This window comes from Marinomonas pontica (assembly GCF_026191375.1).
GTDB classification, from domain to species: Bacteria; Pseudomonadota; Gammaproteobacteria; order Pseudomonadales; family Marinomonadaceae; genus Marinomonas; species Marinomonas pontica.
Genome location: NZ_JAODTL010000033.1, coordinates 19,099 through 40,325, shown reverse-complemented (window position 1 = coordinate 40,325; position 21,227 = coordinate 19,099). Strand labels below are relative to the sequence as shown.

Below are 21,227 nucleotides of genomic sequence, written 5' to 3'. Positions count from 1 at the left end.
ATATAATTCTACGCTTAATCCTGTCAGTTCTTTTGAGCTGCTCTAATTGGGGGCTCGAAGCCTTTCATTCTTTTCAATCGGATGTTCATGATGCTGCAAACCGTGGTTTTTAGTGGGCTGGAATTTAGCCCTTTGGTTGTTTATTTTCCGATAGCTTTCGCTTTGTCTGCTTTGACTCGTTATGTGCTTCATCGTTTGGATTGGCATGATCGAATTTGGAAAGTGGCCTGGTTTGAAGTGTCTTTGTTTGTTTGTTATCTGGCATTAACTGTTTTTTTACTGAGTGGACGATAAATCAATGGCGAAATCTCTACGTATAACGGTGACCGTATTGGTTGTCTTGGCGGCGATATGGGCTGGAAGGTGGGTATGGAATGATTACATGCATTCACCTTGGACAAGAGACGGCCGAATCCGTGCAGACATTGTAACGGTTGCACCGGATGTGTCTGGTTGGGTTACGACATTAAACATAGCTAATGATCAGCCTGTTAAAAAAGGCGATCTACTGTTTAGTGTCGACCAACAACGTTACCAGGCGGCGCTCAATCAAAGTAAGGCGAACACAGAGAATGCCTTGTATTCGTGGCAGTTGGCAAAACATAAGTATGAACGACGTACGGCTTTGCTCAGTCAAAAAGCCATCAGCGATGAAGACTTAGAAGAATCGCGAATCAGCACCGAAATAGCGAAAGCCAATTACGATTTAGCGGTCGCGCAGCAAGCGGCCGCGCAGCTTAATTTGGATCGTACACACGTTTTTGCGCCGGTATCGGGTCATATTATTAATTTAAATCTGCGTCAGGGAAATTATGTAGGGCAAGGCGCTTCTGTTTTTGCCATTGTTCAATCGGGTTCGTTTTATGTGACGGGGTACTTTGAGGAAACCAAAATTCCGCTTGTGCGCCTCGGTCAGCAAGCGAAGGTGACATTGCTCAGTGGTGGTAAACCGTTATCTGGACGAGTCGTGAGCGTTGGTAAAGCCATTGCAAACTCCAATACTCAAAGTGATGGTCAGCTCTTACCACAAATTCAGCAAACATTTAATTGGGTGCGTTTATCGCAACGTATTCCGGTCGATATCAAGTTAGACCCAATACGCGATGATGTGCAACTGAGTGCTGGCATGACCGCCACGATTCACCTTACTCAATAATAGGGAGACGGTTGTGGGGATTGTGTTCCGTAATCTGTTTTTACCAGAAAAACAGGCGATTATTTTTGCCTTAAAAGGCGTGATTGCGATGGCAATGGCGTTAACGATTGCGCTTTCCTTAAATCTTGATCGACCATATTGGGCATTGGTGTCGGCGGTTTTTTTGCAAATGCGACCGGAAAGCGGATTGGTAGTCGAAAAAGCCCTTTGCCAAATTATTGGCACCGTTGTTGGTGGCATATTTGGGATTGTTCTATTGACCCAGTTCGTTGCATACCCTTATGTGGCTTTGGGTATTTTAGCGCTCTGGCTGGGCTTGAATGCAGCGTTGTCGGCGATGGTGCGTCAGGCGAATTTTATTTATGCGTTCGCCATGGCAGCGGTCACTTCTGAGATCGTGGTGTTAATGGTGATGGCCAGTCCATCAACCGCAGACAGTCAGGCGGTATTCAGTATTGCGCAAGCCCGTGTCAGTGAAATCGTTATTGGTTCGATTTGCGCCGCTGTGGTAAGTCATGCCTTCTGGTCAGTCAAAGTGAAAGACAGTTTGCAGCGACAAGCGCGTTCCGTTATCAATCAAACTCTTCAGTATTTAGCGACCGAATTGGACAAATCAGGTACGCATGAAGCTCGTCATAAGCAAATTGATCAGATCATGGCGACATTGGGGATGGTTAGTGAAGATTCCAGCGCAGTAAGTTACGAAGGACCAAAAGGTCCAGGCCGAACCAAAGCAGCCAATCAATTGGCGCAGAAAGTGCTGTCTTTACTGGCGTTGGTACAAATATTTGGACGTTTACAGCGTCGGCATGCAGAGCTAATGACGCCAGCTTTAACTGAGCTTCTCGATCGATTAAGGCTGGCATTTGATGGTATCGCAGAGTCCAATGATTTGGCTTATTGCCAAGAGCAAGTGAAGGTGTTGCGCAGTGACCTGGCTGAGTATAAGGCAGCGCAGGCTGCTGATATGCCTTTTGAATCGCATATGGTGAACGTGGCTGCTGAAATCGCTTCAGAATTGACGGTGTTGTTGCGGGCTTATCGGGCATTGGAGGAACGTGATAGCACGTTGCTCAATGCGCCAAGTATATTGAGCTACCGTGATCCGTTGGCAGGCATGATTATTGGCGTTCGTACGGCGGCAGTATTTCTGATCGGAGCATGTATTTGGGTCAGTACGGGTTCTACGGCTGCGTTGATGATCATGATATTGCCGGTCATCTTCTCCATCATGTTGGCCCGATTGCCCTTAATGATTCTTAGGGTGGTTTTAAAAAGATTATTAATTGGCGTGGTCTTTGCCGTACTTGTGGCGGTGTTTTATGCGCTTAATTTGCTGTCGCAAAGTTCTGGGCAATTGGAGATTTTATTGTTGGTTTTGGTCGCGCCTTACTTTATCGGTTTGCTGCTTTTGGCGGATCGGCAAACGTTGCCATATGGTTTGGGTTTTTGTATTCCTTTTTCCATTTTGGTGAGTCCTAGTAGGGACATGAGTCGCGCATTTTCGATTGATTATACGTTAAGTTCTGCTTTGGCTATCGTTGCTGGTGTGAGTATTTTATTTTGGTTTTTTCATCTTATTACTGGTCCAAGTGTTCAACTGCTGGTGCATCGAATTTTTAAAACTACACATCAAGATTTACTGGAAATTAGTCAGCATTCCAGCCCAGCGGCTTGGTATAACCGACGTATGGCGGACAGGTTGTTGCGTTTAACAAACTACGATCAAGCTTCTAAGACGCGAGTGGTCACGGATTTAGCGCTGACCGCTTTAAATTTAGGGCATGTGTCTATCCGACTGCGTTCGATTTGTGAGAATCTGGCTGGTAAATCGTTGCCCTCTTTACAGCATTGGCAGACGGCGTTGGCGAATGCTTTTTTATTGGCAAGCAAAGGGCAAGTTGATGCAGGTTTTGAGTCAGCAAGCCGTGCTTTGTATGATGAGCTTGTGGGGTTGGTTGGTGAGTCGAATCAAGTGGAAACGATTCAAGGGATGTTTATGCGTATTAATTTAACGTTTGAACGAAGTGCGCAAGCCATTGCTGAACAGAAAAAATAACAGAGCCTAGAACCTAGACTCTTAATAACCAATTTGCTTGATTTTTGTAGCTGGCGACCAACTCAGCATTCAATCCATCACTTTGCTGGATCCTTTCCATCGCTTGTTCATGGCTGAAGCCCCATGCTTGCATATGACGTTTTGCTAAACGTTCGATCGCATCGTCAACAGGAACATCTAAAAACCAATGCTCATCAAATAGGGCTTTTGACGCTTGCCAGCCATCTTGCTGATGAAGTAAGTACAAGCCTTCAATTAAGACCACTTTGGTGTCTTGTTTGATGATTAGGTCGTCTTCGATGGGGTCGCCAACAGTATGATCAAAGCTCGGCCATAAAATATCGCTGTGTTGATAGCTTTGCTGTATCTGTTTGACACGCTTTACAAAGGCTTCGCTATCAAATGTCCAGGGCGCTCCGCGTCTTGCAAAGGCGTCTGCAGCGTTTGGTAGAGCATTAAGTTGAGCTTTAGAAAGGTGGAAACCGTCCATAGAAAGGCAAATCAAGGACGCGCTTTCTTGCTGCGAAAAATGCTCGGCTAAATAATTTGCCAGTGTGCTTTTACCAGAGCCTGGGCCGCCGGTTAGACCGATTAAGGTGCGGTGTGAAGCGTTCATTCGTGTTTGAATGTTATCGATGGCGGCTTTGACATCCGCCGATTCTCTGTAGCTGCTGAGCATAGTAAAGGCCTTAGTTGTTCCTATTGTTTTTAGGTGTTTTTGCACTTTAGCACGAACGGTCGAGGAGGATTCGCTATTTTATGTGAACTGAGTGGGGAACGGCTGCGTATCTAAAGAAACACTCATAAGGATCGCATCATGCTAGTCAACGAGCTTAAAAAAATCACACATTTTGATAAAGTGAATTTGCACTCTTTGGAGTCTAATTTGTACCAGCTGTCTGTGATTATCGATGGAAAAGAAGATTACATCGAAACGGACAATGGGCGCTTTTTGACCAGCCATAATAAGTTGGCACTACAGGCCTTGTTTAAGGGTAAAACAGTTGGTGCTATGGTGCTTTGTCATCAAAGTGCGTATGACGAAATGGTTGGACAGCCGATTGGCACAAGCAATGTTTTAGAGGTGCCACTTGGCAATACCGATCTGTCTTAAGTGCTGGAACTGACATTGTTTAAAATGTGTATTTTTTCGCCACTTTCTTCCATTTGAGAAAATGTTTTAGCGTAGCCGTGGGTGGCATTGGCATGTTCTCGCATGATGGCTTCTGCTCGGCTGCCTTGCCCATTTTGAATGGCGTCAAACACCGCATGATGTTGCATGTGTGCAAAATTAAAGCGTCGATATTCTTTGGCTAGGTTGTTTTGGTCGAACGCTAAGGCACTCACCGAAGCAAAGGGCAGATGTTCGTTGCGACTTAGCGCCTCCGCAATCGCTGAGTTTAAACTGGCTTCTATAATAATCTGATGAAATCGCTGATTCATGTCGTGGTAAATTGCGAGGTCTTGCTCATTAATGTGGCCTTTTTCAAACAGGCTGTCGCCTTGTTTTAGCAGCCGTAGTAACTCATCGGTTTGTTCTGCCGATAATGTATTTTCAGCGGCTTGTCTTGCCGCTAATCCTTCCAGAACACCGCGTACCTCAATGGAGCCACTTATTTCTGCCTGTGTCACTTGGCGTACGATGTAGCCTCGACCTGTCAATTTGGTCAGCAGTCCTTCTTGTTCCAATGTGCGAAAAGCAATTCGTACCGGAGTGCGTGAAACACCTAATTGTTCTGCCGTGGGGATTTCTGCGAGTCGCTGTCCAGAAGCCAATTCCCCCGACAAAATCATTTGCCTTAGCCGGCTGATTACTTGTTGTCCCGGTTTACTCATTGGATCGTGTCCATTGGAAGGTGATCATGGTTTTGCCTCTACTTTGTGCGTGAAAAAGATCATAACGTAAACCCCGCTGAAAAAGTATGCATTGGATCCAATGGGGAATATTTTATTTTTCAAACAGTTAGCGTTTTTGTGGTTATTCATTCTGTCTTTATTGGATCCAATTAATGCATAAATATATTGTTTTAGGAATTATTTTGTCTATATTGGATCCAATAAATAAAAATAAAAGTAGGAGAATTCTAATGAGTCAACCAACCTTCCCAAAAAATACGTGGTATGTCGCTGCGATGTCTGACGAGGTTGCGGGCAGCAAACCTCTTGGTCGTAAAATCTGTGGTGAGAGCATTGCCTTTTACCGTTCCCATGAAAATGAGATTGCCGCGGTATTGGATTTTTGTCCACATCGAGGGGCTGCTTTGTCTTTGGGTTATGTGGAAGACGGGTTGCTTGTGTGCGGATACCATGGTTTAAAAATGGGGGCAGACGGCAAAACCAAAGAAATGCCATTGCAACGTGTGAAGGGGTTTCCTTGCATGAAATCCTATGCGGTAGAAGAACGCTATGGCTTTATTTGGGTATGGCCCGGCGATCAAGCGCAAGCCGATAAGAGTCTGATTCCACATTTAGAGTGGGCAGTGAATCCAGAGTGGGCTTATGGCGGCGGTTTGTATCACATCAACTGCGATTATCGTTTGATGGTTGATAATCTGATGGATTTGACTCATGAAACTTATGTGCATGCCAGCAGCATAGGCCAAAAAGAAATTGATGAATCCCCTGTGTCTACTCAGGTAGAAGGCGATAAAGTCATTACCAGTCGTTTTATGGAAAACATCATGGCGCCGCCATTTTGGCAAGCGGCTTTGCGCGGTAATGGCTTAGCCGATGATGTGCTGGTGGATCGTTGGCAGATTTGCCGATTCTCTCCGCCTTCTCATGTGATGATCGACGTGGGTGTGGCCCATGCTGGGCATGGAGGATTTGACGCTCCAGCAGACAAAAAAGCCAGCAGTACGGTAGTGGACTTTATTACACCGGAAACGGAAACGTCGATTTGGTATTTTTGGGGAATGGCGCGTAATTTCAAACCAGAAGATCAAGCATTAACCGATACGATTCGTGATGGGCAAGGTAAGATCTTTGCTGAAGATTTAGAGGTGCTGGAACGCCAGCAGGAAAATTTATTGGCGTTTCCTGACTATAATTTATTGAAATTAGACATTGATGCGGGTGGTGTGCAATCCCGACGAGTGATCGACAGGATTATTGCGAAAGAGCAGGTCAAGTCATCAACTATTCAGACCGACGCACCGCTGCAAACGGTTTCATTTTAAATAAATAATACGTTAGGAGTGCCTGATGATTCCTGTAGTGGTTAGAAATGTCGTCACCGAAGCGCTGGGTGTGGTTCGAATTGTATTGGGTTCTGAAGATGGCTCCGCGTTACCTGATTTTGACGCAGGTGCGCATATTGACCTTCATTTACCCAGTGGCTTGATTCGCCAATATTCATTGTGTCGTTTGCAAGCAGAGTCGCAATATTATGAAATTGCCGTTTTGAAAGATCCGCAATCAAGAGGCGGATCTGCCGAGGTACACCGATTGTCTGTCGGAGATTCGTTGACAATAAGCGAGCCTAAAAACCATTTTCCTTTGATGCGGGGAGATCGTCATAGTGTCTTGATTGCTGGCGGCATCGGCGTTACGCCTTTACTGCCCATGGCGCAAACGTTGCAAAAGACAGAAAGGTCTTTTGAATTTCACTATTGCGCTAAATCCCCAGAAACGGCCGCTTTCTCGTCCGCATTAGAGAAGGCATCTTTTGCCGATAAAATGCATTTTCACTTTAGCCAAGTGACAGGGGCTGGGCGAATGGATGTGGTTCATGTGTTGTCCTGCCATTCGAATGATTCTGAATTATACGTGTGTGGACCAGCAAATTTCATTAATGATATTTTGATGCAAGCTAAGATGTTGGGTTGGCCTGAAGAGCGAGTGCACAGGGAGTTTTTGCGGCGCCAGATTTGGCGGTTGCTGCCATTGAAAACTCTGCTTTTAAAGTGAAAATCCACAGTACCGGTGAGGTTTTTGAGGTTGGCTCTGATCAAAGTATATTCGAAGTCTTAGAGGACAATGGTGTGTTTCTTGCCGTGTCTTGTGAGTCGGGTGTGTGCGGTACCTGTCAAACAGGCGTCATATCAGGGGTTCCTGATCATCGTGACGTCTTTTTGACAGACAAAGAGCACGCCCAAGGCAAGTTTGTGATGCCGTGTTGTTCTCGCTCCAAATCGGCGATTTTGGAGCTGGATTTGTAGTTTCGTCTTTTTCGGTGGATCTTGCTCTTTTCCGAATCTTTCACTCATTGCAAAACAACTGTGTTTTACATTGAGTGAAAGTCCTTGCGATGCTATTATTTCCCCCCGTCCTGAAGGTACATTGTCATGTGCTTTCAAATCTCATTTTTTCATATTTGTAAGGCGGGTTAAACACTCATGGCGACACGATATATTTTCGTTACAGGCGGTGTAGTTTCATCTCTTGGTAAAGGTTTGGCAGCAGCATCCTTGGCCGCTATCCTTGAATCTCGTGGTCTAAAAGTCACCATGCTAAAGCTAGATCCATACATCAACGTGGATCCGGGCACCATGAGTCCTTTCCAGCACGGTGAAGTGTACGTTACAGAAGACGGCGCTGAAACCGATCTAGATCTTGGTCATTACGAGCGTTTTATTTCCACTAAAATGGGCAAACGCAACAACTTCACCAGTGGTCGTGTTTATCAACATGTTCTTAAAAAAGAGCGTCGTGGTGAATACCTTGGTGGAACGGTTCAGGTTATCCCTCACATCACAGACGAAATCAAACGCCGTGTTATTTCTGGTGCTGAAGGCGCGGATGTTGCCTTGGTAGAAATCGGTGGTACGGTTGGTGATATCGAATCTCAACCTTTCTTAGAAGCCGTTCGTCAGCTGAAAGTCGAACTAGGCTCTCGTCGTGCCTTGTTTATGCATTTGACTCTGGTTCCTTACATTCGCACGGCGGGTGAAACCAAAACTAAGCCGACTCAGCATTCTGTGAAAGAGCTCCGTTCTATTGGTATTCAGCCAGACATTCTAGTATGCCGTTCTGAGGTGACGATTGAAGCGCCAGAGCGTAAGAAAATTGCGTTGTTCACCAGTGTTGAAGAACGTGCGGTTATTTCTCTTCCAGATGCCGATACCATTTATCGCATCCCTCAGATGTTGAACGATCAAGGCTTGGACAGCTTAATTGTCGAGCACTTCAATTTAGATTGTAATATGCCAGATCTTGAGATTTGGAATAAAGTGACTCAGGCGAAATTGAACCCTGAGAAGCAAATCAATATCGCCATGGTTGGTAAATACATGGAGCTATTGGATGCTTACAAGTCTTTGATCGAAGCGATGGATCACGCAGGCATTCATGCACGCACAAAAGTAAAGCTTCATTATATCGACTCTGAAAGTATTGAAGAAAAAGGCACTGAAGTGCTGAAAGGAATGGACGCGATTCTTGTTCCTGGTGGCTTTGGTGAGCGTGGTGTGGAAGGAAAAATTTTAACGGCTCAGTATGCTCGTGAAAACAAAGTGCCTTACTTAGGTATTTGTTTGGGCATGCAAGTAGCGGTAATCGAATTTGCTCGTAATGTGGCAAATTTAGCCGGTGCGCACAGTACCGAGTTTAATTTAAAAGCAGAGAACCCAGTTGTTGGTCTGATTACTGAATGGACTAATGCAGAGGGTTCCAAAGAAATCCGGTCAGAGGAATCCGATCTTGGTGGCACAATGCGTCTTGGCGCGCAGAACTGTAATCTTACGGAAGGCACTAAAGCTTTCGAAGCCTACGGCGAAGCGGTAATCAAAGAGCGTCATCGTCATCGTTATGAAGTGAACAACTTTTATGTTGAAGCGTTGGAGAAAGCAGGTCTGACGATATCGGGTCGTTCAGAAGACAACTCCTTGGTTGAGATGGTAGAAATTGCCGATCACCCTTGGTTTGTTGCTTGTCAGTTCCACCCAGAATTCACTTCTACTCCAAGATATGGACACGGCCTGTTCAGTGCCTTTGTACATGCGGCATTGAAATATGCAGGAAAAGAAAAATAAGTAGAGCAAACAGGCAGTTTGTGATTTTTCATTTATTTTAAGAGGTTTGTTATGAGTCAAATCGTTGATATCAAAGCCAGAGAAGTTCTAGATTCTCGTGGTAACCCTACCGTTGAAGCCGATGTTATTTTGGCGGATGGTTCTGTAGGTTCAGCGTGCGCACCTTCTGGTGCCTCTACCGGTTCTCGTGAAGCTTTGGAATTGCGCGATGGCGACAAAAGTCGCTATTTAGGCAAAGGTGTTTTGAAAGCCGTTGCGGCGGTTAACGGTCCTATCCGTGATGCACTGATCGGCAAAGATGCTCTTGCGCAAGCTGAATTAGATCACATTATGATCGATCTTGATGGCACTGAAAACAAATCTACTTTTGGTGCGAACGCTATTTTGGCGGTTTCTTTGGCGGCAGCGAAAGCAGCAGCGATTTCTAAGAAAGTGCCACTGTACGCTCACATTGCGGATGTAAACGGCACGCCAGGTGTTTATTCAATGCCTGTGCCTATGATGAACATCATCAATGGTGGTGAGCACGCTGACAACAACGTTGATATCCAAGAGTTTATGATTCAGCCTGTTGGCGCGCCAAACTTCCGCGAAGCGTTGCGTTACGGTGCAGAAATTTTTCATGCGTTGAAGAAGGTTCTGAGCGATCGTGGACTGAACACTGCGGTGGGTGATGAAGGTGGTTTCGCGCCAAACCTTGCTTCTAACGCTGAAGCGCTCGCGGTTATTAAAGAAGCTGTTGCGGCGGCTGGCTATGAGCTAGGCAAAGACATTACTTTGGCAATGGACTGTGCAGCGTCTGAATTCTACGAAGAGGGTAACTACAACCTGAAAGGCGAAGGCAAAGTCTTCACTTCAGAAGGTTTCTCTGATTACCTTGCTGAACTTTGCGATCAGTACCCAATCGTTTCGATTGAAGATGGCTTGAATGAGTCTGATTGGGAAGGTTTTGCTTACCAAACTAAGATTCTTGGCGACAAAATTCAGTTAGTGGGTGACGATCTTTTCGTAACCAATACGAAAATTTTGAAACGCGGCATCGACGAAGGCATTGCTAACTCTATCTTAATCAAATTTAACCAAATTGGTTCTTTGACAGAGACACTAGAAGCCATCAAGATGGCAAAAGCGGCCGGTTACACAGCGGTTATTTCTCATCGTTCTGGTGAAACGGAAGATGCGACGATTGCTGATCTTGCTGTGGGTACAGCGGCTGGCCAGATCAAAACTGGCTCTCTATGTCGTTCTGACCGTGTTGCTAAGTACAACCAATTGCTACGTATTGAAGAGCAATTAGGTGGTAAAGCACCTTACAAAGGTCGTTCTGAGATCAAAGGTCAGGCGTAATATTGTTTTGATTTAAAAAGCGCCTTGATCTAAAAAGGGAGAACCAAGTTCTCCCTTTTTTTATTTTTTGCTTTAATTCCTTTGCCTTTAATTTTATGGTGGTGGGAATATTTTTTTAGCGTTCTGAGGGTGTTATGGCTCGTCTGTTTATTGTCTTTTTTGTTTGCGCCATTGGCTATCAATCTTACCATTTGTATTTTGGTGAACAGGGTGTGAAAAGACAGGAGGAGTTAGCAAAACAGATTGCTTATCAAGAGCGTATCAATTTGCGTTTAAAACATCGTAATCAAGCACTGAGGGCGCAAGTTCATGACTTACGCCTTGGTGAAGAAGCGGTGGAAGAACATGTCCGCAGTGAACTTCAGTACATAAAAGACGGTGAAGTGTTTTATCGTATGGTGAATAAAAAATGACATCCTCATTGTGGGTTATCATTCCCGCGGCTGGCGTAGGTCAGCGCATGCAATCTCATTGTCCAAAGCAGTATTTATCACTTGCTGGACAAACTATTTTAGACCGTACCATCGACATTTTTATTTCACATGTTTCCGTTGCGGGTGTATTAGTGGGCGTGGGTGAACACGATGCGTATTGGCCAGATTCTAAGTGGTATCAGCATGATAGAGTCCATCGTTTTACTGGTGGAAAAGAACGCTGTGATACCGTTCAGAAGGGGCTAGAGTATTTATTAAGTGGTTTCGGTGTCACTCAGCAAGATGTGTTGGTGCACGATGCGGCTCGGCCGTTGTTAAGTCCAGCGGCGTTAAAGCGAATAATAGATCACCGTTCTGATCAGGGAGCCATTTTAGCCATGCCTGTAAAAGAGACAGTGAAGCGTCAAGTGGCAGAGCAAAATGCCGTGGATATCACACTTGATCGGAGCACGATTTGGCTGGCTCAGACGCCACAAAAGTTCCCTGCACAGGCTCTACTGACGGCGTTGCAAACAGCACAAATGCAAGGCATTACAGTGACGGATGAATGTTCCGCTATGGAGTTTGTGGGTTGGCATCCGGATCTTGTTATCGGTGAAAGCAGTAATATTAAGATTACGTTGCCCGAAGATTTGCTGATCGCCGAAGCGCTTTTTTCTTTTCTTTCCTCATCGGGCGTCCTGAGTCCATCGTCGTTTAATTTAAATAATGAGTGCGTTTCATAGCACAGGAGTATTTATCATGATGCCGTTTCGTATTGGCCATGGTTTTGATGTTCATAAGTTTGGTGAAGGTAATCATGTGGTTTTAGGCGGAGTCTCTATCCCGTATTCACATGGTTTGGTTGCACATTCCGATGGTGATGTGGCTTTGCATGCCTTGACTGATGCTTTGTTGGGTGCGGCTGCGCTTGGGGATATAGGGAAACACTTTCCGGATACGGATGCCGCGTTCGAGGGTGCGGATAGCCGCACTTTGTTGAAGCGAGCGTATCAAGAAATTCAGGCGCTTGGTTTTAGTGTGGGAAATGTGGATGTCACCATTATTGCCGAAGCGCCAAAAATGCGTCCTTACATTGATACGATGCGAGCCAATATTGCTGAAGATTTAACGATCGATATTAGCGCGGTCAATGTAAAAGCGACGACCACGGAGAAGCTTGGTTTCACTGGGCGCAAAGAAGGTATCGCAGTCGAAGCGGTTGCCCTTATTTTTAAACAGGCCCAATTACAGCAAGCTTCACTTGATAAAGGTAATGTATGAATACCGAATGGCGATACGCTTGGTCTAAGCCAGCAGTGACAGGAAACCTGAAAACTTACGCTCAGGATTTTTATGTGGAAGAGCAGTTGGGTTTTGAACCTGATGGTAAGGGCGAGTTTTGCTTTGTTTTTGTTGAGAAGGAAGGGGTAAACACGGATTTTTTGGCGAAGCGCTTGGCCCAGATTGCTGGTATTGCTCCGAATAAAGTGACTTACAGTGGTGTTAAAGACCGCCATGCTTGTACGCGCCAGTGGTTTTGTTTGCATGTTTTGAATCAAGAACCGGATTTATCTACGATTCAGGAGGCATTCCGAGAGCCAGAAAGTGTGCGAGTGATTGCGCAGCTACGTCATTCCAAAAAGCTTCGAACTGGGACGCATTTAGCCAATCGTTTTGTGATTCGTCTTCGCGATATTCAAGGGGATCTTGATGATTTAGAAGGTCGTTTAAACCTCATAAAACAAGCCGGTGTGCCTAATTATTATGGACCACAGCGTTTCGGTATAAACGGTAATAATTTGCATCATGGCAAAGACTTTGTTTTAAAAGGGCGGCAAAGTCGCCGCAAATTGACTAAAACGGAATCTTTTTGGTTGTCGGCCATTCGTTCTTGGTGTTTCAACGAAGCGTTAAGTGATCAAGTGGAAAATGGTATGTGGATGCGCTTATGCGATGGTGATATCGCGCAGTTTCAGCATAAAGATGAGCAGTTTCGGGTGAAGGAAGTGGGCGCTTTAATGCACTTGAGCGTCCTGCGTGGTGGTATTAGCCCCGTTTTACCTATGATCAGCGAAGGCTGGGAAGCGGGGACGGGGGCTCAGCGCGAGCAGGTGATGAAAGCGTCCTTGTCTGACAGTACCGATTTGGTGGATGCTTTGATTGCATTTGACCTTTCGAGAGACAGTCGCTTAGCGCGACTTGTTCCTATGAATATGGCGTGGGAATTGCTTAATGATAGCGAAGGGAATACACAGCTGATTGTTGAATTTTCTTTAACAAAAGGGTGTTTTGCGACCAGTATATTGCGCGAAATGATTGATTTTACGGATAAGTCGGCTGAGAAGTTCCATGAGAATATTGATCGCGAATGATGACGGTATTGATGCGGTTGGAATTCAAACACTGGCGCAGCAGTTAGAGCAATATTATGACGTATTGGTTGTCGCCCCTGACCGTAATCGCAGTGGTGCGAGCAACTCGTTGACCTTGTCACGACCTTTGCAGCCTATCAAGGTGAAGGAAAGCCAGTATCGTGTCGATGGCACGCCGACGGATTGCGTCAACCTTGCATTGTCTGGTGTGATTGATGGTGACGTTGATGTGGTGGTGTCTGGAATTAATCACGGTGCCAATTTGGGCGATGATGTGATTTATTCTGGTACTGTTGCCGCCGCGATGGAGGCGCGACATTTAGGGCGTCCAGCCTTAGCGGTTTCGCTAGTTGGTAGTGTGCATTTTGAGACCGCGGCCAATGTCATCATGCAACTTTTAAAAGACGCACACACGCTGACTTTGCCCATTGGAATATTGTTGAATATCAATGTGCCTGATATTCCTTATTCTGAGCTAAAGGGAATCAAAGTAACGCGCTTAGGATACCGTCACAAAGCTCAAGCACCGGTTTCAGCTCAACACCCAAGAGGTTTACCAAGTTTTTGGATTGGCGCCTTGTCAGAGCCGCATGACATGTCAAAGGGAACCGACTTTCATGCTGTTGAACATGGTTATGTTTCTATCACTCCCATCCATACAGATATGACCTGTTATGAAGCAAAGTCTCCCCTTGAAACATGGACTGATACTATTACGTTATGAGCCTGAGAGATCTCAATTGGTTGGTGTCACACACTGAGCCCAAAGCCTCTAAAATGATTGATCAACTTAGAGGTCATGGCATTGCGCACGAAGAATTATTGGCTTTAATGGGCACCATCCCCCGTCATGAGTTTGTGGAACCTGCGTTTTCTCACTTGGCTTATTCTGCTACCCCACTTCCTATCGGTCGTAATCAAACCATTAGTCAGCCTTTGACTGTTGCAAGAATGACGGAGTGGCTGCTGAGCTATTCTCGGCTTGGTCGAGTGTTAGAAATCGGGACGGGATCAGGGTATCAGACTCGAATTTTGGCGCATTTTTACAACAAGGTTCACACGGTTGAGCGTCAGGAGCCCCTTTATCATCAAGCTAAGCGTCGTTTGTCATCAATGGGGGTGAATAATGTGGAGTATCTGTTTGGTGACGGTCAGGCCGGTTGGCCTAACCAAGTTGAAATGGATGCGGTGATTATTACCGCAATGGCGAGTAAAATCCCGCTGGCGCTGACTCATTGTTTGAAGCAGCAAGGTATTTTAATTATGCCAATTGATCATCCTAACCCGCAAATTGGATGCTGGAGAAAAGAAGGGGATCGTTGGAAATGTTTAGAAACAGAGTCCGCGCACTTTGTGCCTTTATTGGAAGGAATGGAATATGCCTAAATGGCTGAAACTGTATTTGAGTGGTGTACTAATGGGGGCGGCGGATGTCGTTCCTGGTGTTTCTGGCGGGACCATTGCCTTTATATTGGGGGTTTATGATCGACTGATAAATGCCTTGAGTGGTGTCAATAAAAGCAGTTTAACCATGCTGTTAAAAGGCGATATTAAAGCGCTTTGGGGGCATTTTGATGGTGCATTTTTGTTGCCGTTAGGGGCCGGGATTTTAACCAGTATTTTTTTGATCGCCGGATTGATTACGCATCTTTTGGCTGTTTATCCGAGTTATTTATGGAGTTTTTTCTTTGGGCTAATTTTGGCGTCTGCCTATTTTCTGATTAGACAAATATGTGGTTTTTCTTGGCAGCACTTTAGTGTTCTTAGTCTTGGTATTTTGCTGGGTGCCAGTTTGTCTTTGCTAGTTCCAACACAACTAGACACTTCGCTTATTATGGTTTTTGTATCTGGTATGGTGGCCATTTGTGCCATGATTTTGCCTGGCATATCAGGCAGTTTTTTGCTGCTGATGATGGGGATGTATGGCTTTATACTGTCCGCGGTGAAGAGCCTAGATGTTGACATTATTATGGTATTTGCGGCCGGTGCATTAATTGGCTTGCTGAGTTTTTCTAAAATTCTGCGTTATTTGCTTAATCATGTGAGAGCCATGACTCTGTCATTTCTGACGGGTGTTATGCTAGGCGCTTTAGTAAAAGTTTGGCCTTGGAAAGTAACGGATCAATGGAGTGTGATCGGTGATAAGAGGTATCCAGTACAAGAACACTTGGTTTTACCATGGAAATTACTCGATTTTAGTTTGACGGCGGATCTATTGATCCCTGTTATGTTTATTTTTATGGGGTTTTTGAGTGTAATTCTCATTTCTTACATATTTTTACAAAAAAATGCAGTTGATAATAATTAATCTAAATCGTTCATTAAGGTGACGCGTTATTTTTGGCAGTGCAGTGATTAGACAGACAATTTTTTTATCGACTCGGTGGTTGGCTTGGTCGGCTTTTTGCTGTCTTTTTTTGTCAGGATGTTCTTATGAATTGTTGCATTATTCGGCCAAAAGTAACCGCACTTATGCGTCTAATAATGCCAGTGTTTCGTCTATACCGGCCTCTGGAATTCATCGTGTTCAAAGTGGTGAAACCTTGTTTTCTATTGCTTTTCGCTACGGTTTAGATTACCGCGAACTGGCCAAGTCAAATCGCATTGATGCGCCTTATATTATTTATCCGAAGCAAAAGATTCGTCTGAATAATGTGGTAAAAGCGACGTCTAATGTGGCTGAAAATAGTTCGCCTTCTACGCCTTTAATTGTGAAAAATACCAAAGCGACCACGACAAAAACAGTTGCCCCGACAGTGAAAAAAACCACGTCAGTGTTACCTAAGAGTGACGTAAAGGACGAAAAAATGTCGAGTGAATGGCATTGGCCTGTTGATGGAGAAGTCAAAAGGGGTTTTCAAATGCTGGCGTTAGTAGTAAAGGTATAGATATTAAAGCTGGACAAGGAGCATTGGTAAAAGCGGCCGCTGATGGAACGGTCGTGTATGCAGGCAGCGGTCTCATTGGATACGGAAATCTTGTAATTGTTAAACACAACGATGTGTATCTTAGTGCCTACGCCTACAACGAAAGGATTCTAGTAAAAGAAAAGCAAAATGTTCGTGCTGGTGACTCTCTTGCTGTCATTGGAGGTAAGGGAGACGACAGACCGCTTCTTCACTTTGAAGTGCGTCGAGATGGTCAGCCGATCGATCCGCTAGATGTTTTACCCAAATAAATTAAGCGAATTACCGTTTTAAGGAGGGGGCATGAAGTTGGCAAATATGGATAAAGAAGCAGTTAAGGTATCGGATACAGGGGATTTTGATTTTGAGGCAGTGGATGACTTCGCTGAAAATGAAGACCTTGTTGATGAAGAATTTGAATCGGCAGTTAATGCTCGATATGCGGACGCTGATTCGAGTCGTAACCTAGATGTTACGCAGTTGTATTTGAGTGAGATCGGTTTTCTCCCCTGCTGACAGCAGAGGAAGAAGTGTACTTCGCTCGCCTATCTCTTAAAGGTGACGAAAAAGCCCGCAAGCGCATGATAGAAAGCAATTTACGTTTAGTGGTGAAAATTTCACGACGTTATCTAAATCGAGGTTTGTCTTTATTGGATTTGATTGAAGAAGGCAACCTTGGATTAATTCGAGCGGTTGAAAAATTTGATCCTGAGCGCGGCTTTCGCTTTTCTACCTACGCCACTTGGTGGATAAGACAAACTATTGAACGTGCGATAATGAACCAAACGAGAACCATACGTTTGCCAATCCACGTTGTGAAAGAGCTGAATGTATACCTACGAGCGGCTCGTGAGTTAACGCAAAAGTTGGATCATGAGCCCAGCGCAGAAGAAATTGCTGACATGTTGGACTGTCCCGTTGAAGACGTGCAGAAAATGCTCGGTTTAAATGAAAAGGTCAGCTCCATTGATGCCACGTTTGGTGGCGATAATAACGATAAGAGTTTGGTTGAGATACTGGCGGATACGCTGCATCAAGGTCCAGAGGCTGATCGTCAAGATGGCGACGTACTTCACAGTATTGAGCTGTGGCTTAATGAGTTAAGCGAGAAGCAATGTGAAGTGATTACTCGTCGTTTTGGTCTACGTGGCCATGAGGCAAGTACATTAGAGCACGTTGGTGCTGAAATCGGTTTAACGCGTGAGCGTGTTCGCCAAATTCAAGTGGAAGCATTGCGCAAATTGCGCATGATTATGGATAAAGAAGGGCTTGCCTTGGACGATGTTATTCGTATGGAGGATTAGGCTGATTATCTGTAAAGAGCAGATTGTCTGCACACTTGTACTTGTTTGCATCGGTAAGAAGGCCCGCTTTGTGCGGGTTTTCTTGTCTCTAGATACGGTATTTTCTCGTTTAGGGTATGTCTTTTTGTTGTTCTGGATCCGCGATGTGCTTAATGTACTGCTGGATCTGTTGTTTGTATTTATCAGACAGCCCTTTTACTTCGTACGCTAAAATTTCGTTTCCATCATCCTCGATAATCTCAGGCAGACCTGTGAATACTCGGTTTTGAATCTGCGATAAGGTGAAAATATCGTCGCTGATGACCAGTTTGTTTCTACTTTCAGATTGACTCAATTGAAAGATGTGGTGCAGTAGGTCTGGTATTTTTTCTGGTTCAAAGAGGTTCTCGTTCACCATATTGGTGATGTGTTGATTGCCTTGATGTAGCCCCAAGTGGACATTGAGTTTAGGGATATTGGCATAAAGTTCATTCTCAAAGAGCTTATCAATTAAGCCCAGAAAGAGTTGTGCTGTGCTGGCAGCATTAATATAGAGATTATCTTCACAATGTTGAGCGCTAAATAAAACAATGGCTGAGTCATTTTTGTATTGGTGAACTTGCCCAAGATACACTTCGCTGGCTTGAAACATCGCTCTGTATATGGGAGTAAGTAAGTTAGCGACTTGCAGCGGTGTCATTTCTTCGCGCCATTCTTCTAAGTTCAAAATATCAAAATACAGCACGCAGCTGCGCTGTCTTGATTCTTCAAAGATGGCGTCGAAATTGATCTCAAATTGAGGTTTGGCAACGACTTCTGGGTGATCGTCTTTGGTGTCTACCTCTGTCTCGGTTAAGGTTTGTGGTGGTTCTATCGTTTGAATGGTCTCGACCGCGTTGATGAGATCTCTTGCTTCTTTGTAAAAAGGAGACAGAAAGAGGCATATGCTTTTTTCTTTTGCTGTAAGCAATTAAGGCGGATTTTGCTTCATTGATTGGCGCATAAAGCCATTTTGTGACCAATAAGATAAGCAGCAAAGAAATGGTGCAAGTGAAAATGGCGACGCCAATTAAAAGATTGTTTAAATGTTGGAGTGTTGCTTGTGCTGGTGTTTTGTCCAGAGTGATTAGAACATGTCCAACAATCTCATCCCGAAATTTGATACTGGAGCTATACACTCTGCGTTTTTCATTTGGACGAAAGTCTTGTTCGGAAGACGCCCCTGAATTTCCACTGTCGGCTTCGGCAAGCAGTTCATCTTTTTTGTTATAAACTCGCGCGCTCAGTATGTTGTCATCAACCACTAAACGATTTAATAAAACATTTAGACTGAGTAGATCGTTAGTTAAAATAGACTGCGTCGCATTAAACGCCGCCTGTGTTGCCAGGCTGCTGCCTAATACTTCGGTTTGTTGCGATAAATAGTTACCCAGCGCATGGGTCATCGCATACCAAAAAATACAGACGGTAAGAACCATTAATGAAATAAAGGTGGCAATGGTGACGACAGATGCGCTGAGTTTTTTGCGTATAAAAGCACGAATCGCATTGGTTTTTGATTGGGTGTCCATTCACTTCCTTTGGGTAACTCGTAGAACAATGGGTAAAGTATACACATCATAACGGCCGTTTTCTGAATTCTTTAAAGTAGAACAGGTGCTTAGCGAAAAGAAAACGATTTGCTATAGTAGGCGTCTTATTGAATTAGGAGCGTTTATGTCTGCCAGTATCACTCTCATCGGTTCTTTTAGTTCGGAATATCTAAATCAATTCACCGCCTGGTTAGAAAAACGTGGCCTAGAAGGGTCGCTTCGTATGCTAACAAACGACGGAGAAAAAACGTCCGTTGCAGAGTTTCTGTTAACTGAGCACCGGGTAGATAGTGCTGAGTTGCGTGCTGAACTGTTAATTTTAGCCAATCAAACGGGCATCGATCATATTTATCAGTCAAGTAGGATTGATATTCGCGCACCTGGGGTGGCGGTGTTTGATATGGACTCCACCTTGATCAAAGCGGAAGTCATGGACGAGTTGGCGGTTGAAGCTGGTATAGGCGAGCAAATCTCTGCGGTAACGGCAAGCGCAATGCGTGGCGAGATAGATTTTGTTGAAAGCTTTGTTCAGCGTTTGGCCTTATTGAAGGGCTTGAGTAGCGACGTTATGGACAGTGTCTACCAGCGTATTCAGCCTATGGACGGTATTTCAACTTTGATGACCGTTTTGCATCATTATGGTTGGCATACTGCAATACTGTCCGGCGGTTTTACGTATTTCGCTGACCGTGTAAAAGCCGATTACGGTATGTCTGAAGTTCATGCCAATGTTCTAGAAATCCAAGACAACGCCCTTACCGGTAAACACCTTGGTGAGATTGTGGATGGCGAGCGTAAAAAACACTTATTGACGAATATCGTTAACACTCAAAGCGTGCCTTGGGAACAAACCATTGCCTGTGGTGATGGCGCCAATGATTTATTGATGCTAAATCATGCTGCGCTTGGTGTCGCCTTACATGCTAAGCCATTAGTAAGAGAAAAAGCGCCGTGTCCGATGAATAATCATGGTCTGGATGGCATATTGTATTTGCTGGGCATGACCTCGTCTGAAATTAGACAGTTAGTTGCTTAGTTAATACCTTTGTTTGGCTTGCAATGTGGTTTATGGGTCAATGGTTTTTTGCTGATTTATTGGGCATTTCGTAAAGAAGGCTATTGACCTGTTTAAAAGCTTGTTATGATTCTGAGTTATAATGATAACGAGCTTAATGAGGTGTGGTTTTGTCAGAAGTAAAATTGTCTGATGTGGATTTGAATTTGCTGTACGTGTTGCAAGTTTTGATCGAAGAACTAAATGTCACAAAAGCCGCTACACGATTAAATGTTTCTCAGCCCGCTGTGAGTCGTTCATTGTCCCGTTTACGAGACATGTTTGATGACCCTTTGTTTATTCGTACTTCCCATGGGCTTTCCGCCACGTCAAAAACAGAAAATTTAGCACCGTTGTTAGCTGACATGTTGAAAGGGCTCGAGCATCTGATTCAGCCCAGTGAATTTGATCCCATAACCAGTAAACGTCGTTTTGTTTTGTCCACTACCGATTTTGGTACCCTTACTGTGCTGCCTAAAATTCTGGACTTGTTTCGTCAACAAGCCCCGAACGCAATATTAGACGTCAAGTCTTGGAACGAAGATAGTGTGTCAGAGCTTGACCAAACGAACATCGATATTGCCGTGGCAGTTTTGTCGAAAGAACCGCCTTCAAGTATTCGAGCGATGCGCTTAAAAAGCGATCGTTTGGTGTGTTTGGCTCGAAAAAACCACCCTAATATCGTGCAAGAGCTGACATTAGATGGCTACTTAAAAGCCAGTCATATTCAAGTCGTTTTGGGACGCCGAGAATACTTTGCGGTGGACCGAGAACTAGACAAGATGGGCTATAAACGACATGTCGCTGTGCATCTGCCGAACTTTGTGCCTGCCGCGAGAGTGGTTATGGACAGTGACTTGTTATTAACGGTTCCAAGGTTATTTGCAGAAGACATGATAGAAACGGTCACTGGGATGGAGCTGTATGAATTGCCATTTACGACACGTGAGTTTGATTATTCTATGATGTGGCATGAACGCTTTCAACGCGACGCAGCCCATGTTTGGTTTCGAGGCTTATTAAGACAAGCCTTTCTTGAAGCAACCGTATAGTGCTTTTAGATTTGCGCT

General features: G+C 44.6%; 24 protein-coding genes and 1 pseudogene. 21 read left to right on the top strand and 4 right to left on the bottom strand.

Features of this window, described 5'->3' with window-relative positions; genetic code table 11:
• The first annotated feature begins 87 nt into the window (after positions 1-87).
• The 3 genes from N5P32_RS07560 to N5P32_RS07550 are packed head-to-tail and all read left to right on the top strand — an operon-like array spanning position 88 to position 3,215.
• Positions 88-294 carry a DUF1656 domain-containing protein gene (locus N5P32_RS07560; RefSeq protein ID WP_265728491.1) on the top strand — a complete coding sequence of 69 codons (207 nt, stop codon included), beginning with the start codon at positions 88-90 and terminating at the stop codon, positions 292-294.
• 4 nt (positions 295-298) lie between these two features.
• On the top strand, positions 299-1,156 hold the full coding sequence (locus N5P32_RS07555) for an efflux RND transporter periplasmic adaptor subunit (RefSeq protein WP_265728490.1): 858 nt from the start codon (positions 299-301) through the stop codon (positions 1,154-1,156).
• A gap of 13 nt (positions 1,157-1,169) precedes the next feature.
• Positions 1,170-3,215, top strand: coding sequence for an FUSC family protein (locus N5P32_RS07550; RefSeq protein WP_265728489.1), 2,046 nt, complete (start codon positions 1,170-1,172; stop codon positions 3,213-3,215).
• A 13-nt stretch (positions 3,216-3,228) separates the two neighbouring features.
• Here N5P32_RS07550 and N5P32_RS07545 read toward each other — a convergent pair whose 3' ends face one another.
• The gene (locus N5P32_RS07545) at positions 3,229-3,894 is read right to left on the bottom strand and encodes a nucleoside/nucleotide kinase family protein (protein WP_265728488.1); all 666 of its coding nucleotides are present in this window, start codon (positions 3,892-3,894) and stop codon (positions 3,229-3,231) included.
• 138 nt (positions 3,895-4,032) lie between these two features.
• Here N5P32_RS07545 and N5P32_RS07540 point away from each other — a divergent pair, with 138 nt between their 5' ends.
• Positions 4,033-4,329 (top strand): DUF6482 family protein, encoded by a 297-nt coding sequence (locus tag N5P32_RS07540; RefSeq protein WP_265728487.1) that lies wholly within the window; start codon positions 4,033-4,035, stop codon positions 4,327-4,329.
• On the opposite strand, the gene N5P32_RS07535 is transcribed toward N5P32_RS07540, so the two are convergent.
• The gene (locus tag N5P32_RS07535; protein ID WP_265728486.1) at positions 4,326-5,051 is read right to left on the bottom strand and encodes a GntR family transcriptional regulator; all 726 of its coding nucleotides are present in this window, start codon (positions 5,049-5,051) and stop codon (positions 4,326-4,328) included. The two genes, N5P32_RS07540 and N5P32_RS07535, sit on opposite strands and share 4 nt — an antisense overlap.
• Before the next feature lie 251 nt (positions 5,052-5,302).
• On the opposite strand from N5P32_RS07535, the gene N5P32_RS07530 reads away from it, so the two are divergent.
• From N5P32_RS07530 to rpoS, 15 genes and pseudogenes are all read left to right on the top strand, one after another.
• Complete coding sequence (locus N5P32_RS07530; protein WP_265728485.1) at positions 5,303-6,394, top strand: aromatic ring-hydroxylating dioxygenase subunit alpha; 1,092 nt, start codon at positions 5,303-5,305, stop codon at positions 6,392-6,394.
• Positions 6,395-6,419: 25 nt separating this feature from the next.
• A complete protein-coding gene (locus N5P32_RS07525; RefSeq protein ID WP_265728484.1) occupies positions 6,420-7,124 on the top strand; it encodes a ferredoxin reductase in 705 nt (234 codons plus the stop codon).
• Entirely contained in the window at positions 7,085-7,375 is a 291-nt protein-coding gene (locus N5P32_RS07520; RefSeq protein WP_265728483.1) for a 2Fe-2S iron-sulfur cluster-binding protein, read from the top strand. Before N5P32_RS07525 ends, N5P32_RS07520 begins: the two co-directional genes overlap by 40 nt.
• A gap of 177 nt (positions 7,376-7,552) precedes the next feature.
• Positions 7,553-9,187 carry a CTP synthase gene (locus tag N5P32_RS07515; protein WP_265728482.1) on the top strand — a complete coding sequence of 545 codons (1,635 nt, stop codon included), beginning with the start codon at positions 7,553-7,555 and terminating at the stop codon, positions 9,185-9,187.
• Positions 9,188-9,238: 51 nt separating this feature from the next.
• A complete protein-coding gene (eno, locus tag N5P32_RS07510; protein ID WP_265728481.1) occupies positions 9,239-10,534 on the top strand; it encodes a phosphopyruvate hydratase in 1,296 nt (431 codons plus the stop codon).
• A gap of 134 nt (positions 10,535-10,668) precedes the next feature.
• Positions 10,669-10,947, top strand: a complete 279-nt coding sequence (locus N5P32_RS07505) for a septum formation initiator family protein (RefSeq protein ID WP_265728480.1) — start codon at positions 10,669-10,671, stop codon at positions 10,945-10,947.
• Positions 10,944-11,693 carry a 2-C-methyl-D-erythritol 4-phosphate cytidylyltransferase gene (gene ispD / locus N5P32_RS07500; RefSeq protein WP_265728479.1) on the top strand — a complete coding sequence of 250 codons (750 nt, stop codon included), beginning with the start codon at positions 10,944-10,946 and terminating at the stop codon, positions 11,691-11,693. The genes N5P32_RS07505 and ispD overlap by 4 nt, the downstream gene beginning before the upstream one ends.
• Before the next feature lie 16 nt (positions 11,694-11,709).
• Positions 11,710-12,231: a 2-C-methyl-D-erythritol 2,4-cyclodiphosphate synthase gene (gene ispF, locus N5P32_RS07495; protein WP_265728478.1), complete on the top strand. Its 522-nt coding sequence runs from the start codon at positions 11,710-11,712 to the stop codon at positions 12,229-12,231.
• Positions 12,228-13,322, top strand: a complete 1,095-nt coding sequence (gene truD, locus N5P32_RS07490; protein WP_265728477.1) for a tRNA pseudouridine(13) synthase TruD — start codon at positions 12,228-12,230, stop codon at positions 13,320-13,322. The genes ispF and truD overlap by 4 nt, the downstream gene beginning before the upstream one ends.
• Complete coding sequence (surE, locus tag N5P32_RS07485; RefSeq protein ID WP_265728476.1) at positions 13,300-14,046, top strand: 5'/3'-nucleotidase SurE; 747 nt, start codon at positions 13,300-13,302, stop codon at positions 14,044-14,046. Before truD ends, surE begins: the two co-directional genes overlap by 23 nt.
• The gene (locus tag N5P32_RS07480) at positions 14,043-14,708 is read left to right on the top strand and encodes a protein-L-isoaspartate(D-aspartate) O-methyltransferase (protein WP_265728475.1); all 666 of its coding nucleotides are present in this window, start codon (positions 14,043-14,045) and stop codon (positions 14,706-14,708) included. Before surE ends, N5P32_RS07480 begins: the two co-directional genes overlap by 4 nt.
• Positions 14,701-15,630 carry a DUF368 domain-containing protein gene (locus N5P32_RS07475; protein WP_265728474.1) on the top strand — a complete coding sequence of 310 codons (930 nt, stop codon included), beginning with the start codon at positions 14,701-14,703 and terminating at the stop codon, positions 15,628-15,630. Before N5P32_RS07480 ends, N5P32_RS07475 begins: the two co-directional genes overlap by 8 nt.
• A 130-nt stretch (positions 15,631-15,760) precedes the next feature.
• Positions 15,761-16,210, top strand: coding sequence for a LysM peptidoglycan-binding domain-containing protein (locus tag N5P32_RS07470; RefSeq protein WP_265728473.1), 450 nt, complete (start codon positions 15,761-15,763; stop codon positions 16,208-16,210).
• Between the two features lie 23 nt (positions 16,211-16,233).
• Complete coding sequence (locus tag N5P32_RS07465) at positions 16,234-16,500, top strand: murein hydrolase activator EnvC family protein (RefSeq protein WP_265728472.1); 267 nt, start codon at positions 16,234-16,236, stop codon at positions 16,498-16,500.
• Positions 16,501-16,531: 31 nt separating this feature from the next.
• A pseudogene (gene rpoS, locus N5P32_RS07460) lies at positions 16,532-17,532 on the top strand (RNA polymerase sigma factor RpoS).
• Positions 17,533-17,641: 109 nt separating this feature from the next.
• Here rpoS and N5P32_RS07455 read toward each other — a convergent pair.
• Entirely contained in the window at positions 17,642-18,256 is a 615-nt protein-coding gene (locus N5P32_RS07455) for a hypothetical protein (protein WP_265728471.1), read from the bottom strand.
• Positions 18,257-18,302: 46 nt separating this feature from the next.
• Positions 18,303-19,082 carry a YtjB family periplasmic protein gene (locus N5P32_RS07450; protein WP_265728470.1) on the bottom strand — a complete coding sequence of 260 codons (780 nt, stop codon included), beginning with the start codon at positions 19,080-19,082 and terminating at the stop codon, positions 18,303-18,305.
• A 145-nt stretch (positions 19,083-19,227) separates the two neighbouring features.
• Between N5P32_RS07450 and serB the strand changes: the two genes are divergently transcribed.
• Positions 19,228-20,139 carry a phosphoserine phosphatase SerB gene (gene serB / locus N5P32_RS07445; protein WP_265728469.1) on the top strand — a complete coding sequence of 304 codons (912 nt, stop codon included), beginning with the start codon at positions 19,228-19,230 and terminating at the stop codon, positions 20,137-20,139.
• A gap of 149 nt (positions 20,140-20,288) precedes the next feature.
• On the top strand, positions 20,289-21,209 hold the full coding sequence (locus tag N5P32_RS07440) for a LysR family transcriptional regulator (protein ID WP_265728468.1): 921 nt from the start codon (positions 20,289-20,291) through the stop codon (positions 21,207-21,209).
• Positions 21,210-21,227: the final 18 nt, after the last annotated feature.

What these genes read in the sequence shown, in the direction of transcription:
- eno (WP_265728481.1), top strand. Translation starts at nt 9,239, where the DNA reads ATGAGTCAAATCGTTGATATCAAAGCCAGAGAAGTTCTAGATTCTCGT.
- N5P32_RS07545 (WP_265728488.1), bottom strand. Translation starts at nt 3,894, where the DNA reads ATGCTCAGCAGCTACAGAGAATCGGCGGATGTCAAAGCCGCCATCGAT.
- surE (WP_265728476.1), top strand. Translation starts at nt 13,300, where the DNA reads ATGAGAATATTGATCGCGAATGATGACGGTATTGATGCGGTTGGAATT.
- truD (WP_265728477.1), top strand. Translation starts at nt 12,228, where the DNA reads ATGAATACCGAATGGCGATACGCTTGGTCTAAGCCAGCAGTGACAGGA.
- N5P32_RS07535 (WP_265728486.1), bottom strand. Translation starts at nt 5,051, where the DNA reads ATGAGTAAACCGGGACAACAAGTAATCAGCCGGCTAAGGCAAATGATT.
- N5P32_RS07475 (WP_265728474.1), top strand. Translation starts at nt 14,701, where the DNA reads ATGCCTAAATGGCTGAAACTGTATTTGAGTGGTGTACTAATGGGGGCG.
- N5P32_RS07450 (WP_265728470.1), bottom strand. Translation starts at nt 19,082, where the DNA reads ATGGACACCCAATCAAAAACCAATGCGATTCGTGCTTTTATACGCAAA.
- N5P32_RS07560 (WP_265728491.1), top strand. Translation starts at nt 88, where the DNA reads ATGATGCTGCAAACCGTGGTTTTTAGTGGGCTGGAATTTAGCCCTTTG.
- N5P32_RS07480 (WP_265728475.1), top strand. Translation starts at nt 14,043, where the DNA reads ATGAGCCTGAGAGATCTCAATTGGTTGGTGTCACACACTGAGCCCAAA.
- N5P32_RS07530 (WP_265728485.1), top strand. Translation starts at nt 5,303, where the DNA reads ATGAGTCAACCAACCTTCCCAAAAAATACGTGGTATGTCGCTGCGATG.
- serB (WP_265728469.1), top strand. Translation starts at nt 19,228, where the DNA reads ATGTCTGCCAGTATCACTCTCATCGGTTCTTTTAGTTCGGAATATCTA.
- N5P32_RS07505 (WP_265728480.1), top strand. Translation starts at nt 10,669, where the DNA reads ATGGCTCGTCTGTTTATTGTCTTTTTTGTTTGCGCCATTGGCTATCAA.
- ispF (WP_265728478.1), top strand. Translation starts at nt 11,710, where the DNA reads ATGATGCCGTTTCGTATTGGCCATGGTTTTGATGTTCATAAGTTTGGT.
- ispD (WP_265728479.1), top strand. Translation starts at nt 10,944, where the DNA reads ATGACATCCTCATTGTGGGTTATCATTCCCGCGGCTGGCGTAGGTCAG.
- N5P32_RS07540 (WP_265728487.1), top strand. Translation starts at nt 4,033, where the DNA reads ATGCTAGTCAACGAGCTTAAAAAAATCACACATTTTGATAAAGTGAAT.
- N5P32_RS07515 (WP_265728482.1), top strand. Translation starts at nt 7,553, where the DNA reads ATGGCGACACGATATATTTTCGTTACAGGCGGTGTAGTTTCATCTCTT.
- N5P32_RS07555 (WP_265728490.1), top strand. Translation starts at nt 299, where the DNA reads ATGGCGAAATCTCTACGTATAACGGTGACCGTATTGGTTGTCTTGGCG.
- N5P32_RS07525 (WP_265728484.1), top strand. Translation starts at nt 6,420, where the DNA reads ATGATTCCTGTAGTGGTTAGAAATGTCGTCACCGAAGCGCTGGGTGTG.